Below are 12,434 nucleotides of genomic sequence, written 5' to 3'. Positions count from 1 at the left end.
TCCTGTCGCGGAACCGAGCGGCATGGCGAGAAGGACGGGCCCTGACGACCCGGTCGCATTTGCGGCCGGGTCGTTTCACATGGGCGCCCGCCTGGTGCGAGCGACGTCAGGTCACGCGTCCGCCTGCCGGAGCACCCAGCGCGCGAATGTCTGCAACGGCCCCTCGGCCAGTTCCAGCGCCTCCGGCAACACGAGACAGAAGCGCTTGACCACGCCCCGCCCGTCCGGCCAGGGCGCCGCGAGCAGCCCCTGCGCGATTTCGGTGTCGACATAGAGGCGCGGCACCAGCGCGATGCCGAGCCCGGCCAGCGCCGCGGCGATCAGCATCGAGTAAAGATCGTAGCGCGCGCCGGCGGCCGGATTGTTCACCGGCAACCCCGTCTCCTGCACGTACGCCGACCACGCATCGGGCGTCTGGCGCTTGTGCAGGCGCGGCAGCGTGCCCAGCAAGGTGTCCGGCTGCCCGCCCGCGAGCAGCGACGGATGGCAGACCGGCACCAGCACCTCCTCGCACAACCGGTACGTATGCATGCCGGCCCAGGCCGGATGCTCGAAGTGAATCGCCGCGTCGAAGCCGCTGCCGGCCAGCACGAACGGCTCGGCGCGATCGGCGAAATGCACCGTGATGTTCGGATGCTGCGTCTGGAATCCCTTGAGCCGCGGAATCAGCCAGCGCGTCGCAAACGTCGGCGTCACGGCGATATCGACGCTGCCGCCGTCGCCGGGCTGCCCCATCATGTACTGGCTGTCGCGCTCGAGCCGGTCCAGCACTTCGCGAACCTGCGCCGCGTAGCGCGCGCCGTTCGGCGCCACCCGCACGCGGTTGCCGACCCGTTCGAACAGCGCGACGCCCAGGAACGTCTCCAGCCGGCCGATCTGCCGGCTGATCGCGCCTTCCGTCAACGCCAGCTCATCGGCGGCGCGCGCGAAGCTCCCATGCCGCGCCGCGGCCTCGAATGCCATCAATGCCGAATTGCTCGGAATCCTGCGTCGCGTCACGTTTTCTCCCGGTCCGACCGCCGTCGGTCATGGCTTGATCAAATGTCACTGAACGGTGACGAATCATCGTTTTCCGCCCATTCTTCCGCTCATTATCATGACAAAAACTCAACCCGTCGAGCCGGCCGATCGCTCCCGAAGGCCGCTCGCCACCCGTGGAGATGTCATGATCTATGCCGTTGAATGCAGCATCGCCGAGCCCACCGTCGAAGCCGAGTGGAACGACTTCTACAGCCGCGTCAAACTGCCGGCGCTGATCTCGGTATCCGGCTTCCGCACGTCGCAACGCTTTCGCGCCCTCGGCGGCGACGGCCCCGTCTACCTGGCGCTGCATACGATCGACGGCCCGGACGTGCTGACGTCGGCCGAGTATCACGACAAGGGCGGCGGCAATTTCGCGCGCTGGCAGCCGCACATCGTCGAATGGCGCCGTAACGTGTACGACAGCGCGGCACCCGCGCCGGCCGTCTCCGGCCATCAATGGCTGGCCGTTTGCGACGACGCCGCCCCGTTCGCGCGAGCAGGTATCGCAGCCACGGCCATGCATGCGGTCGCGCTGGACCGCCAGCCGGCCGCTCGCTGGCTGGCGGCCCTCGATCACGATCAGGCACGGCTCGCGTCCGATGCGTCGAGCGCCGCGATCCGGCGCTATGCGCCGATGGGCGACCGGCTCATCAGCGCGTCGGCGACGTCGACCGCACGCTGACGGGAGCCCGGCCATGCCCAGCGTCACGATTTTCATCCCCGAAACGAGCATGCCATCCAACGCGGCACTCGACGCACTGTCGTCAGCCTGCGAGACGCTCTGCACCGATGTGTTGAGCGCCGCACCCGGCACGATCCACGTCGCGTACGTTCCGGTCCGGCACGGCCGCGGACATCCGGTCAGCGCGGAGATCCGCTTTCGCATCGCGTCATTTCGTACCACTGAATTGATGGACCGGTTCATGGCCGAACTGGATCGCGAGATTCTCCGCCACACCGGATTCGTCGCACGCATCCGCTGCTTCGGCTACGACACCACCCACCTTCACGCCCGACATTGACCGCATGAGCGCACCCGTTCCACGCCCTTCTTTCCCGCGCCGCCAAGTCGGCGATTTCACGGTGACCGCGATCAGCGACGGCACGCTGACGGCCGGCCTCGATCTGCTGTCGAACATCGACGTCGACGACGCGACCCGCATCATGCACCGGGCCGGCATGCATGCGCCGTCGGAGGTCAACATCAACTGCTATGTCATACGCGGCAACGGACACACCGTGCTCGTCGACACCGGTGCCGGCGGCATCCGCAACTGGGGCGGCCTGCTGCGTCCGTCGCTGTCGCAAGCCGGCATCGATGCACGCGAGATCGACACGGTCCTGCTGACGCACGCGCATCCGGACCACATCGGCGGCCTGCTCGACGCAGATGGGTGCCCGGCCTTTCCGCAAGCGGAGGTGCTCATCGACGAACGGGAACGTATGTTCTGGCTGGACGACGATATGTACGAGCGGGCCAGCGAGCGCGCGCGCGTCAATGTCCGAATCGCGCGGCGCGCGTTCGACGCCTGCGCGGCGCAGCTGCGCACCATCGCGGCAGGCGACGTGCTGCCCGGTGTCGTCGCCGTGCCACTGCCGGGGCACACGCCCGGCCATACCGGCTATCGCGTCGAATCGCAGGGCGAGCGCCTGCTGATCTGGGGCGATCTCGTGCATTTCGCGCCGATTCAGGTTGCTCGCCCCGACGTGTCGATCGCGTTCGATCACGATCCGTCGCAGGCATCGGCGACCCGCGCGGCCACGCTCGCCGAAGCCGCTTCGGATAGCGTGCTGATTGCAGGCATGCACCTCGCCGACGCAGGCTTCGCACGCATCGCGCGCACGCACGACGCAACGGGCGGCGCGTATGCGCTGATCGGCGCAGATTGAGCGAAACGGGATCAAGCGAAACGGAACGCGGGCACGCCATCGCGCCGCACGATGCCCGGACCGTGCAGCGCATCGTCCCGCGCGAGCGATCTAGCGGACGAGCCTGCCCCGATATGACACGGGCGCCGGTATCCGGCGCCCGCTCCGTCGCTGCCCGGTCGTCCGGCTCAGCGCCAGTTCGCTTCGTAGAAGCGCACGTAGCCGCTGCGCAGCGTCACGCATTGCGCGCGCGTCTCGGACAGCAACCGCCGTGCGGCTGCCTCGATCCGCTCGCGGTGCTGATCGTACGCACCGACCATGTCCTCGAAGCGCGGCGATGCCGCACCGAAATGATCCTCCAGCGCCTCGGCGGTGATCTGACATTGGACGCGCTCGCCATTGACCAGCGCCGTGAAACCCAGCATCAGGTCGCGCCCCGAATATTCGGGCTTCTCATTCGTGAAATGGATCTGCATGGGAGCCGCCTCGTCCGGTAGAAAGCAAATGACCGCGTCCGTCGTCCGCTACCGGCCGGACGAAAATGTACGCGGGCTCGCCGGCAGAGGCACGATCCACGGGGATATAGCGCGGACTAATGCATGCCGGTTGCATTCCACTTTAGACGGTTTCGCGCAGGAGGCAAAATTTGCGATGTGCGTCGTTCCGACGCGCATTTCCTCTGACCATCGCAACATCCGGCACCGTTTTGCCGAACAGCGTCAGTGAGGATCGGTGGGCCAGACGTTCAGCGCGATCGCGGCGGTCGTGGCGCCCGCCGCAATCGCGGCCGCTCCGTATTGCACCGCGTCGCTCAGGTCGAACAGCAGACCGTGGATCGCCACGGCGATGCCGCCCAGCATGATGAAGGTGGCGATGGCCGCCAGCACGACTCTCAGTTCCGTCCGAACCATGATGCGTCTCCCGAACGGATGCATGTCGCGTCGCATGCATGTTGCGATGCGGAACACGGCGCGTGCGTGTTCCATTTCCATCATTGCAGGCGGGCGCTTAAAAGCAAGGGGTTTTTGTACGCAGTCGCACAACGTGCGCGGCGCTTGTATGATGAGGCGATATCGACGGCGGCGGCCCGGGTGGCGGATGGTGCGGTGCAAAGCGTCAAGGGGGTTCGACTGCAAGGTGGGGCCCCGGAACGCGGGTAGACCGCGAAGCATGGAGTCCAAGTAGGCGCTGAAGCGCTAACTCGGGCCGACCGCGAAGCATGGGACTAGAGTAAGCGCTAAAGCGCCGACTCCGGCCGACCGCGAAGCATGGGGCCCAAGTAAGCGCTAAAGCGCTAACTCGGACCGACCGCGAAGCATGGGGCCGGAGTAAGCGCTGAAGCGCTAACTCCGGCCGACAGGAGACAAGACATGCCTCAATCTTTCGTGCTGCCCGCCACCGCGGGCCGCACCGACCTGCTTGCGCAGGCGCATGCCCGTTCGACCGCGGTCGGCCTGCGCGCGAACGAGCGCCCCGATTTCTCGCCGCTGTCGCGGCTCGCACTGCGCGAACTGCTCGACACGAACCACGCATTGTTCGCGCACGCGCGCCCGGTGATGGAAAACCTCCACGCGCAAATCGCCGACACGCAAAGCCTCGTGCTGCTCACCGATGCCGACGGCGTGATCCTGCACAGCATCGGCGACGCGGACTTCATCGAGAAGGCGAACCGCGTCGCACTGTGCACCGGCGTGTCATGGGCCGAAGGCGCACGCGGCACCAACGCGATCGGCACCGCGCTCGCATCGGGCCAGGCGGTCGCCGTGCACGGGTCGGAACACTTCCTGCGCGCGAACCATATCCTCACCTGCTCGTGCGCGCCGATCATCGATCCGTTCGGCCGCACCCTCGGCACGCTCGACGTGAGCGGCGACCCGCGCGGCTTCAGCCCCCATACGCTCGCGCTGGTGCGGATGTCCGCGCAGCTGATCGAGAACCATCTGTTCGCGAACCAGTGCGCGGAAGCGCTGCGGCTGCGCTTCCACGCCCACGAGGATTGCGTCGACTCGCTGTTCGCCGGGCTCGTCGCGTTCGGCCCCGACGGCGGGCTGATCGCCGCGAACCGGAGCGCGCAATTCCAGCTCGGCGCGACGTTCGATGCATTGCAACATCAAGGCTGCGACGCGCTGTTCGGCATGCACTTCGGCCAGCTCGCGCAGCAGGCGGCCCGCGCGGCCGGCACGCCGTTCCGCCTCACGCTGTCGACCGGCGTGCGCGTGCTCGCCCGCTGCGAATTCGCGGAAGCGCACAAGACGACCGTCGCCGTCACGCCGCCCGCCCCCGCCGTGCGCACGCGCGCGCCGGACCCCGACGCGATCACGTTCGCGACGCTCGACACCGGTGACGCGCGGATGGCCGCCGTGCTCGAACGCGTCGCGAAGATCCGCGGACGCGACCTGCCGTTGCTGATCCTCGGCCAGACCGGCACCGGCAAGGAATGGCTCGCGCGTGCGCTGCACCAGGCATCGCCGCGCGCGGACGGCCCGTTCGTCGCGGTCAACTGCGCGGCGCTGCCGGATTCGCTGATCGAGGCCGAACTGTTCGGCTATGAGGACGGCGCGTTCACCGGCGCGCGCAAGCGCGGCAGCCCCGGCAAGATCGTGCAGGCCGACGGCGGCACGCTGTTTCTCGACGAAATCGGCGACATGCCGCTCGCGCAGCAGGTCAGGCTGATGCGCGTGCTGCAGGAGCGCGCGGTGATGCCGCTCGGCGGCGCACGCGCGGTGCCGGTCGACGTGCGCGTGGTCTGCGCGACCCACCGCGACCTGCGCGCGATGATCGCCGCAGGCACGTTCCGCGAAGACCTGTTCTACCGGATCAACGGGCTCGCGGTCACGCTGCCGCCGCTCGCCGCGCGCACCGACCTGCCCGCGCTGGTCGAGCGGATCCTCGCGCGGCTGGCGCGCAGCGAGCCGATGCCGGGCCGCCTCGCGGCCGACGTGCTCGACGCGTTCATGCGGCACCGCTGGCCCGGCAACCTGCGGCAAATGACCAACGTGCTGCGCACGGCCGGCATGCTCGCCGAAGACGAAGCCGAAATCACGCTCGCGCACCTGCCCGACGATTTCTGGCTCGACTGTGACGACACACCCGCGGCAGAAGCCGCACCGGCCGACGTGCGCGAAGCGACGACGCTGCAGAGCCACCAGGCCGCAGTGATCGATGCCGTGCTCGCACGGCACGGCGGCAACGTATCGGCCGCCGCGCGGGAGCTCGGGCTCGCGCGCAATACCGTTTACCGTTACCTGCGCCGGCATTGACACGTTCCGGGCCGGTTGCCCGCCCGACGGGCGCCGGCCGCTGGCGGCTTCGGGTATGCTTGGCGCTTGCGTTGCCTTCCAGCATCGCGCTGCCTTGCCTCGCTTCGCTGCCGATTCGCCGCCCGCTTTCACCCATGACCGATCCCGACCACCCGCCTCTCGTGCGCATCGAGCCGCTCGGCACGACGTTCGACGCGCCCGATTCGCTGACGCTGCTCGAGGCCGCCGCGTTCGCGCACGTCCGGCTGCCGCGTTCGTGCCGCAACGGCACGTGCCGAAGCTGCCTGTGCAGGATCGTCAGCGGCAGCGTACGCTATACGATCGAATGGCCCGGTCTGAGCCGCGAGGAAAAGGCCGACGGCTATACGCTGCCGTGCGTGGCCGTCGCGACTTCGGATGTCGTGCTCGACGTGCCCGACGCGGTGATGATCGACTGAACGCGGCGCGCGGCCGCGCGCCGTCCCGCAACGATGATGCCTGTCTGGAGAAGATGATGACCCAGTCTACCGATCGCATCGAGAAACAAGCCCTGCTCGCCGCGCCGCTGGCGCGCGTCTGGGCAGCCGTCAGCAATGCCGGGGAATTCGGCACCTGGTTCGGCGTGTCGTTCGACGGGCCGTTCGTGCCCGACCAGCCGCTGTTCGGTCGCATCACGCCGACGCGCGTCGACGACGACGTCGCCAAGGCACAGGAGCCGTATGCGGGCACTGTGTTCGAAATCGTCGTCGATCGCGTCGAGCCGAAACAACTGTTCTCCTTTCGCTGGCATCCGTTCGCGATCGACCCGAACTTCGATTACACGTCCGAGCCGATGACGCTCGTCACGTTCGCGCTCGCGGAAAAGGACGGCGGCACGCTGCTGACGGTCACCGAGACGGGTTTCGACCAGCTGATCGAAGCGCGCCGTGCGAAGGCGCGCGAGATGAACGATCACGGCTGGGCCGCGCAGATGATGCTGATCACGAAATATCTGGCGAAGCACGCGTAAGCGCGGCGCGCGTCATTCCCGGTATCCGCGTGCCCGCATGCCCTCGCTGCGGGTGCGTGGCATAATCCGCTCCATCGTTGTCCCTCCGCCGCCCCGCGCATCGCATGCTGAGTCGTCGTTTCCGGAAGATCGTCAGTCTGATCGGGATGCTCGCCATCCTGATGACGGCGCTCGCGCCGACGATCTCGCAAGCGCTGACGACGCAAGGCCGCGTCGACGCGCTGCTTGCCGGCCACTGCACGGCCGCACCGGCTGACGGCGGCCATGCCGGCGATGCGTCGTCGAAAAGCCTGCAGGCGCATCTGCAGGCCTGCGGCTATTGCAGCCTGCTCGCCCATACGCCGGCCCTGCCCGCGCCCGAACTGACGTTCGCGGCCAACGTCCACCCGCTCCAGCACCGCGAAGCAACCCGCTTCGAAAGCCTGCGCCGCGCGCTGCCGCTCACGGCCGCGCAGCCGCGCGCCCCGCCGTTCGCGTCCTGATTCGTCGTCACCGCGCGTGATGCCGCAGCGCAGCGCGCCGTCCGCACGCGCGTGCATGCCGTGTCTCGTTTCGAAGGACGATCATGTTCGACCGTATTGCTCGCGGCGCCGTGCCGTGTGTGCGCTCGCCCGCTTCAGGCGGTTGCGCATGCGCGAACGCGCGGCCGTGTGCCGAATTCGAATACATCGCTTTCCTTATCATTTCCAACCGGATCATCCCGTCATGAAAACCACTGCATTCCTCCGCGGCGCACTCGTCGCTCTCGGCTTCGTCGTCGCCCAGGCCGCACACGCGCACGCGCACCCGAAAACCCTGGAACCGGCTGCCGACGCCACGCTGTCGAGCGCGCCGCACGCGGTCACGATCGACTTCAGCGAAACGCTCGAACCCGCATTCAGTTCGATCGCCGTCACCGACAGCCACGGCCAGTCGGTCGCCGACGGGAAATCCGCGGTCGACGCCGGCAACCGGAAGCGGATGCAGGTCGCACTGGCGAACCTGACGCCCGGCACGTACACGGTCGCATGGGTCGCGGTGGCGAGCGACGGCCATCGCACGCAGGGCCGCTACGCGTTCACGCTGAAGTAACGCACACGCTGCCCGCATCGCGCTTCCCTACCCGATCAGGAACACAAACAATGAAACGCTCGATTCCGACCAGCCTGCTGTTCGCACTGCTGGCGCTGCAGGCGCCCGCCACGTTCGCCGCGTCGGCCGTCCAGGCCGATGCATGCTGGATCCGCACGATGCCGGCGACGGTGCCGTCATCCGGCTATTTCACGCTGAAGAACGACGGCGACAAGCCCGTCACGCTCACGGGCATCGATACGCCCGCGTTCGGGATGGCGATGATGCACGAAACGCAGACGGCCGGCAGCACCGCGAAGATGGTTCACGTCGACGCGGTCGACGTGCCCGCGCACGGCACGGTGACGTTCAGGCCGAAGGGCTATCACGTGATGCTGGAGGAGCCGCGCCAGCCCGTCGCGCCCGGCGCGAAGGTGCCGTTGCGGCTGCATTTCGCCGACGGCGCGACGGCATCCGTGACCTGCGACGCGAAGGCGCCGTCCTACACCGGCCAGTAACGCCGCCTGCGCAACGACCGAAGGAGACACACATGAGCAAGGAACGCCTGCCGCTGGCCAACCTGATCGTCCGCTACCGGACGCCGCTGAATGTCGCCGTGCTGACCGTCTGCGGGCTATGGGCGGGGTGGATCGCCTGGATGACGCGGCCGTCCGCGATCGATTCGCCGTCGTCGATCGCCGCCTACTGCGTGCGCGACGCGCGTTGACGCCGTGAGTCGGGGTGAACCGCGCCGCCGTGGCATCATGCACGGATTCACCCCGACCGCAGAACCCGCCTTTCGGAGCGCCGCATGTCCATTCAGACCTGGATGCTGTTTGCCGCAGCCTATCTCGCCACCACGCTGTCGCCGGGCCCCAACGTGCTGCTCGTCATCCGCAACACGGTGCGCTATGGCTCGCGCGGCACCGCCGCGACAATCGCGGGCAACCTCGTCGCGCAAGGCGCGGTGGTCATGCTCGTCGCGTTCGGCGTCGGCGCCGTGCTGGCCGAGATGCCGCCGCTGTTCATCGCGATGAAGGTCGTCGGCGCCGCGTATCTGATCTATCTGGGCATCCGGCAACTGCGCGGCGGGCGCAACCGCCGTTCGCCGGACGGCGAGGCCGCGATCGTCGAACCCGACCGCAGGAAACTGTTCCGCGAAGCGCTGTTCGTGTCGGGCAGCAATCCGAAGACGATGATCTTCCTGTCGGCATTCATGCCGCAGTTCATCGCGCACGATCGCCCGCTCGCGATGCAGTTCGTCGCGATGTACGCGACGATCGCCTGCACCGTCGTCATCGTGCACAGCGTCTATTCGTTCGGCGTGCGCCGCCTCCATCGCGGCCTCGGCATCAGCCCGTGGGTACGCGCGGCCAAGCGCGCGAGCGGGCTGCTGTTCGTCGGGCTCGGGATCAAGCTGCTGACCGCGCGGCAGGCGTAAGCATCCGCACGGCGACGGCCCGCGCCGCGGCGCGGGCGGAATCGTCAGTCCTTCGATGCGGCCAGCGCTGCCGCAATCTCGCCGAACGACGGCCGTGCGTCGATATCTTCGTTCAGGCACGCGGCCGCCAGCGCGTCGAGTGCGTGCGAGCCTTCCCACGCACGCGGCTCGCAGCGCGCCAGCAACTCGCCGAGCAGATGGCCGAACGCCCTGACCTCCAGCCGTTCGAGCCGCGCCGCGCGCTCGCGGTCGTTCACGTCGTAGACCGACGCCGCGCCGAAATCGCCGAGCAGCGCGCCGCCCTTGCCGTCGTGCAGGATGTTGTGCGCGTACAGGTCGCCGTGCATGATGCCGCGCGCGTGCAGATGCGCGGCGACCGACGCGATGCCGAGCGCGATCCGCGACGCGTCGGCCGGCGCGAATCGCGCATCGGCCACATACACGTCGCGCGTGCAGGACGCGAAGCTCGGCGGCCCGGCGAGGTTGGTCAGCGCCGGATCGACCAGCGCCATCACGAGGCCGTGCGTACCGTCCGGATGACCGCGCACCTTGCCGATCACCGGAATCATGTTCGGGTGGCGCCCGGCGTGCAGGCAGGCGGCCATTTCGCAATCGGGCAGGCCGTCGCTCGTCACCGCCCCCTTGAACAGCTTGACCGCGACCGCGCGCGGCGCGGCGCCGTCCACACGCCATTGCGCGCGGTAGATTACGCCCGACGCGCCTTCGCCGAGCTTCTCGTCGCAGGTCAGCGACGTCCAATCGATGTCCGCGACGCCCGGCTCGGCCGAGGCCGCGGCTTCCGGCGCGGCGCCGAACGGATTGCCCGCCGACGCGAGCCACGCGAGGCGCGGCAGGCGCAGCAGCCAGTCCGGGAGCGCGTCGAGCCGGTTCGCCGACAGCCGCACCAGCTCCAGCGAACGGCAGGCGGCCATTTCCGGCGGCAACGCACGCAGCCGGTTGCCAGCGAGCATCAGCTTCTGCAGGCGCGCGCAATCGCCGATCTCGGCAGGCAGTGCGTCGATTTCGTTGTCGGTCAGGATCAGCCAGCGCAGCGCACGCGGCAGCGAATCGCGCGGCACCGTGCGGATCCGGTTCGCCTTGAAGCCGATCATGTCGAGTTGCGCGCACGTGCCGAGCACGTCGGGGAATTCGGTGAAGCGGTTGCCGGACGCGAACAGGATGCGCAGGCGATGCAGCCGCGACAGGTCGTCCGGCAGCGCGGACAGCGCATTGCCGGACAGGTCGAGCACTTCGAGCGTGTCCGCCAGATCGAAGATCTCGCGCGGGAATTCGGTCAGCCCGCACGCGAGCTTCAGTTGCCGGGCGCCCGACAGCTGGCCGGCCTGCAGTTGTTCGAGGGTCGTCGTCACGGGGAGAAAACGGGTTGCGGTTGCGAGGATCGTCGGATCGATCCGGCGAATTTTACCGGGTTCACCGTCGCCTGCCCCGCGATCGCGTCATACCCCCTTCACAAACGCGCAATGTGACGCTAGAATTGCGCCCCTTGCAGTACTGAAGTGCCGACGTGGTGAAATTGGTAGACACGCTATCTTGAGGGGGTAGTGGCGAAAGCTGTGCGAGTTCGAGTCTCGCCGTCGGCACCAGAACACGGTTGCTCCGTGTTTCGGGGCACTAGCAAAAAACCGCGACAGCGCAAGGCTTCGCGGTTTTTTTGTTTCATTGCAACTGCTCTCACACTTGATCCCCGGTGACACCGGAAACCCTTGGGCGACCGGATGCCAAGGGCATGATCTGCGCACCCGCCGCCAACGACGCGCCCCGGCGTTCCGCGTTCTTCATGATGTTCATGAGTTCGCGCAATCGTTCGGAAGCCAGCCCGTCTTCTTCCGGATTCTCTTCACGATCGTCTCGCGTCTCGCTCCAAAACTTGCTGCGGCACGGGCCGGTCGAAACAAGCTCGGACGCGATACCACACACGATCGACTTCAGATTCGACGTGGACGGAAGCGCGTTGTCGGTTCCTTCCGTCTGCATGAGCGCGATCCAGCCGATTGCTGCCGCGTCGTCCTCGGTCACATCCGTCATGCGAAAAATGCCGGGCGCGCCCTCCGAGTCGCCAGCCCGGAGCAGTACCGTTCCCAGAAATCCCTCCGCGAATCCTATCCTCCTGAATTGCCATTCGGCATCGCGACCGACGAGATCGTCGGTGATGGTTTGCAGCATCGCGATGTGATCGGTATATCCCGCATAGCCTTTCGGTTCGCCGGGATAGTATCGAAAATCCAGCGATGACGATGCCGCCGGCCCCGGTCTGCGTGCCGCCGCTCGTACCTGCTTGACACGCCGGCTGTTGTTCAAGGCGCCGACGAACGCAACAAGCCCGGCGCTCGCTCCGATCAGGAGGGTGATAATCGCCTGCTTCATCGTTGCACCCTGCGCTTCGATGCTGCCCGGTACCCGGCCACGCGATTTCCCGACGCATTCATTTCTCGCTCGCCCCGCGCGGCACGGCCGGATCGCTGCCCTTATTCAGCGAGCGTGCGTAGGCATCGTCCGCCCCGACGTTCAGGGCGATAGCCGCGTCGAGAAGCAACGTCAGGGCGGCTTGCTCGTCGCCCGCCGCACAGATTTTCTCAACTTTCGCGATGTGCCTTTGCTGATTGTCGTAGACGGGCTGGTCGATGGTCTTTTCCGCAAGCGCGCTGTCCACCTGGGTCTTGTACAGTGCCAGACTTGCCGCACATTTCGATCCGCCCGCTGCTGCGCTGCCGGACATCGAATGCGGCTTGCAGGCAAAGGCGAACAGGCACAGCAAAAGCACGTAGCAAGGTTTCATCGATCA

Annotated in this window: 17 protein-coding genes and 1 tRNA gene; 12 read left to right on the top strand and 6 right to left on the bottom strand. The window is 67.5% G+C overall.

Annotated features, from left to right (window positions below; all coding sequences use genetic code 11):
• Positions 1 to 111: 111 nt before the first annotated feature.
• Positions 112 to 963, bottom strand: a complete 852-nt coding sequence (locus U4Y91_RS22555; protein ID WP_321807060.1) for a LysR substrate-binding domain-containing protein — start codon at positions 961 to 963, stop codon at positions 112 to 114.
• A gap of 202 nt (positions 964 to 1,165) precedes the next feature.
• Between U4Y91_RS22555 and U4Y91_RS22550 the strand changes: the two genes are divergently transcribed.
• The 3 genes from U4Y91_RS22550 to U4Y91_RS22540 are packed head-to-tail and all read left to right on the top strand — an operon-like array spanning position 1,166 to position 2,913.
• A complete protein-coding gene (locus tag U4Y91_RS22550; RefSeq protein WP_321806929.1) occupies positions 1,166 to 1,705 on the top strand; it encodes a sugar ABC transporter in 540 nt (179 codons plus the stop codon).
• A gap of 13 nt (positions 1,706 to 1,718) precedes the next feature.
• On the top strand, positions 1,719 to 2,045 hold the full coding sequence (locus U4Y91_RS22545) for a hypothetical protein (protein WP_321806928.1): 327 nt from the start codon (positions 1,719 to 1,721) through the stop codon (positions 2,043 to 2,045).
• A gap of 4 nt (positions 2,046 to 2,049) precedes the next feature.
• Entirely contained in the window at positions 2,050 to 2,913 is an 864-nt protein-coding gene (locus U4Y91_RS22540; protein ID WP_321806927.1) for an MBL fold metallo-hydrolase, read from the top strand.
• 167 nt (positions 2,914 to 3,080) lie between these two features.
• Here the strand turns inward: U4Y91_RS22540 and U4Y91_RS22535 are convergent, their stop codons facing one another.
• On the bottom strand, positions 3,081 to 3,368 hold the full coding sequence (locus U4Y91_RS22535; protein ID WP_014898618.1) for a DUF1488 domain-containing protein: 288 nt from the start codon (positions 3,366 to 3,368) through the stop codon (positions 3,081 to 3,083).
• Between the two features lie 243 nt (positions 3,369 to 3,611).
• Positions 3,612 to 3,887, bottom strand: coding sequence for a DUF2964 family protein (locus U4Y91_RS22530; protein WP_235879236.1), 276 nt, complete (start codon positions 3,885 to 3,887; stop codon positions 3,612 to 3,614).
• Positions 3,888 to 4,262: 375 nt separating this feature from the next.
• On the opposite strand from U4Y91_RS22530, the gene U4Y91_RS22525 reads away from it, so the two are divergent.
• From U4Y91_RS22525 to U4Y91_RS22490, 8 genes are all read left to right on the top strand, one after another.
• Positions 4,263 to 6,152: a sigma-54-dependent Fis family transcriptional regulator gene (locus U4Y91_RS22525; protein ID WP_321806926.1), complete on the top strand. Its 1,890-nt coding sequence runs from the start codon at positions 4,263 to 4,265 to the stop codon at positions 6,150 to 6,152.
• A 134-nt stretch (positions 6,153 to 6,286) separates the two neighbouring features.
• Entirely contained in the window at positions 6,287 to 6,589 is a 303-nt protein-coding gene (locus tag U4Y91_RS22520; protein ID WP_321806925.1) for a 2Fe-2S iron-sulfur cluster-binding protein, read from the top strand.
• A gap of 56 nt (positions 6,590 to 6,645) precedes the next feature.
• Positions 6,646 to 7,140, top strand: coding sequence for an SRPBCC family protein (locus tag U4Y91_RS22515; RefSeq protein ID WP_321806924.1), 495 nt, complete (start codon positions 6,646 to 6,648; stop codon positions 7,138 to 7,140).
• 104 nt (positions 7,141 to 7,244) lie between these two features.
• Positions 7,245 to 7,622, top strand: coding sequence for a DUF2946 domain-containing protein (locus U4Y91_RS22510; RefSeq protein ID WP_321806923.1), 378 nt, complete (start codon positions 7,245 to 7,247; stop codon positions 7,620 to 7,622).
• 223 nt (positions 7,623 to 7,845) lie between these two features.
• Positions 7,846 to 8,211 (top strand): copper homeostasis periplasmic binding protein CopC, encoded by a 366-nt coding sequence (gene copC / locus U4Y91_RS22505; protein ID WP_321806922.1) that lies wholly within the window; start codon positions 7,846 to 7,848, stop codon positions 8,209 to 8,211.
• Between the two features lie 50 nt (positions 8,212 to 8,261).
• Complete coding sequence (locus U4Y91_RS22500) at positions 8,262 to 8,708, top strand: copper chaperone PCu(A)C (protein WP_321806921.1); 447 nt, start codon at positions 8,262 to 8,264, stop codon at positions 8,706 to 8,708.
• 32 nt (positions 8,709 to 8,740) lie between these two features.
• Positions 8,741 to 8,917: a hypothetical protein gene (locus U4Y91_RS22495; protein ID WP_321806920.1), complete on the top strand. Its 177-nt coding sequence runs from the start codon at positions 8,741 to 8,743 to the stop codon at positions 8,915 to 8,917.
• A gap of 84 nt (positions 8,918 to 9,001) precedes the next feature.
• On the top strand, positions 9,002 to 9,631 hold the full coding sequence (locus U4Y91_RS22490) for a LysE family translocator (protein ID WP_321806919.1): 630 nt from the start codon (positions 9,002 to 9,004) through the stop codon (positions 9,629 to 9,631).
• 44 nt (positions 9,632 to 9,675) lie between these two features.
• Here the strand turns inward: U4Y91_RS22490 and U4Y91_RS22485 are convergent, their stop codons facing one another.
• On the bottom strand, positions 9,676 to 11,001 hold the full coding sequence (locus U4Y91_RS22485) for a leucine-rich repeat-containing protein kinase family protein (protein ID WP_321806918.1): 1,326 nt from the start codon (positions 10,999 to 11,001) through the stop codon (positions 9,676 to 9,678).
• 149 nt (positions 11,002 to 11,150) lie between these two features.
• Between U4Y91_RS22485 and U4Y91_RS22480 the strand changes: the two genes are divergently transcribed.
• Positions 11,151 to 11,235, top strand: a tRNA-Leu gene (locus U4Y91_RS22480).
• An 88-nt stretch (positions 11,236 to 11,323) separates the two neighbouring features.
• On the opposite strand, the gene U4Y91_RS22475 is transcribed toward U4Y91_RS22480, so the two are convergent.
• Together U4Y91_RS22475 and U4Y91_RS22470 are read right to left on the bottom strand one after the other, a co-directional pair.
• Positions 11,324 to 12,016, bottom strand: coding sequence for a hypothetical protein (locus tag U4Y91_RS22475; RefSeq protein ID WP_321806917.1), 693 nt, complete (start codon positions 12,014 to 12,016; stop codon positions 11,324 to 11,326).
• Positions 12,017 to 12,074: 58 nt separating this feature from the next.
• Positions 12,075 to 12,428 (bottom strand): hypothetical protein, encoded by a 354-nt coding sequence (locus U4Y91_RS22470; RefSeq protein WP_321806916.1) that lies wholly within the window; start codon positions 12,426 to 12,428, stop codon positions 12,075 to 12,077.
• Positions 12,429 to 12,434: the final 6 nt, after the last annotated feature.

This window comes from Burkholderia sp. BCC1993 (assembly GCF_905339865.1).
Taxonomy (GTDB): Bacteria; Pseudomonadota; Gammaproteobacteria; order Burkholderiales; family Burkholderiaceae; genus Burkholderia.
This window is presented reverse-complemented; position numbering and strand designations above follow the sequence as displayed.

What these genes read in the sequence shown, in the direction of transcription:
- U4Y91_RS22530 (WP_235879236.1), bottom strand. Translation starts at nt 3,887, where the DNA reads ATGATGGAAATGGAACACGCACGCGCCGTGTTCCGCATCGCAACATGC.
- U4Y91_RS22500 (WP_321806921.1), top strand. Translation starts at nt 8,262, where the DNA reads ATGAAACGCTCGATTCCGACCAGCCTGCTGTTCGCACTGCTGGCGCTG.
- U4Y91_RS22515 (WP_321806924.1), top strand. Translation starts at nt 6,646, where the DNA reads ATGACCCAGTCTACCGATCGCATCGAGAAACAAGCCCTGCTCGCCGCG.
- U4Y91_RS22490 (WP_321806919.1), top strand. Translation starts at nt 9,002, where the DNA reads ATGTCCATTCAGACCTGGATGCTGTTTGCCGCAGCCTATCTCGCCACC.
- U4Y91_RS22540 (WP_321806927.1), top strand. Translation starts at nt 2,050, where the DNA reads ATGAGCGCACCCGTTCCACGCCCTTCTTTCCCGCGCCGCCAAGTCGGC.
- copC (WP_321806922.1), top strand. Translation starts at nt 7,846, where the DNA reads ATGAAAACCACTGCATTCCTCCGCGGCGCACTCGTCGCTCTCGGCTTC.
- U4Y91_RS22510 (WP_321806923.1), top strand. Translation starts at nt 7,245, where the DNA reads ATGCTGAGTCGTCGTTTCCGGAAGATCGTCAGTCTGATCGGGATGCTC.
- U4Y91_RS22550 (WP_321806929.1), top strand. Translation starts at nt 1,166, where the DNA reads ATGATCTATGCCGTTGAATGCAGCATCGCCGAGCCCACCGTCGAAGCC.
- U4Y91_RS22495 (WP_321806920.1), top strand. Translation starts at nt 8,741, where the DNA reads ATGAGCAAGGAACGCCTGCCGCTGGCCAACCTGATCGTCCGCTACCGG.
- U4Y91_RS22470 (WP_321806916.1), bottom strand. Translation starts at nt 12,428, where the DNA reads ATGAAACCTTGCTACGTGCTTTTGCTGTGCCTGTTCGCCTTTGCCTGC.
- U4Y91_RS22520 (WP_321806925.1), top strand. Translation starts at nt 6,287, where the DNA reads ATGACCGATCCCGACCACCCGCCTCTCGTGCGCATCGAGCCGCTCGGC.
- U4Y91_RS22525 (WP_321806926.1), top strand. Translation starts at nt 4,263, where the DNA reads ATGCCTCAATCTTTCGTGCTGCCCGCCACCGCGGGCCGCACCGACCTG.
- U4Y91_RS22475 (WP_321806917.1), bottom strand. Translation starts at nt 12,016, where the DNA reads ATGAAGCAGGCGATTATCACCCTCCTGATCGGAGCGAGCGCCGGGCTT.
- U4Y91_RS22555 (WP_321807060.1), bottom strand. Translation starts at nt 963, where the DNA reads ATGGCATTCGAGGCCGCGGCGCGGCATGGGAGCTTCGCGCGCGCCGCC.
- U4Y91_RS22535 (WP_014898618.1), bottom strand. Translation starts at nt 3,368, where the DNA reads ATGCAGATCCATTTCACGAATGAGAAGCCCGAATATTCGGGGCGCGAC.
- U4Y91_RS22545 (WP_321806928.1), top strand. Translation starts at nt 1,719, where the DNA reads ATGCCCAGCGTCACGATTTTCATCCCCGAAACGAGCATGCCATCCAAC.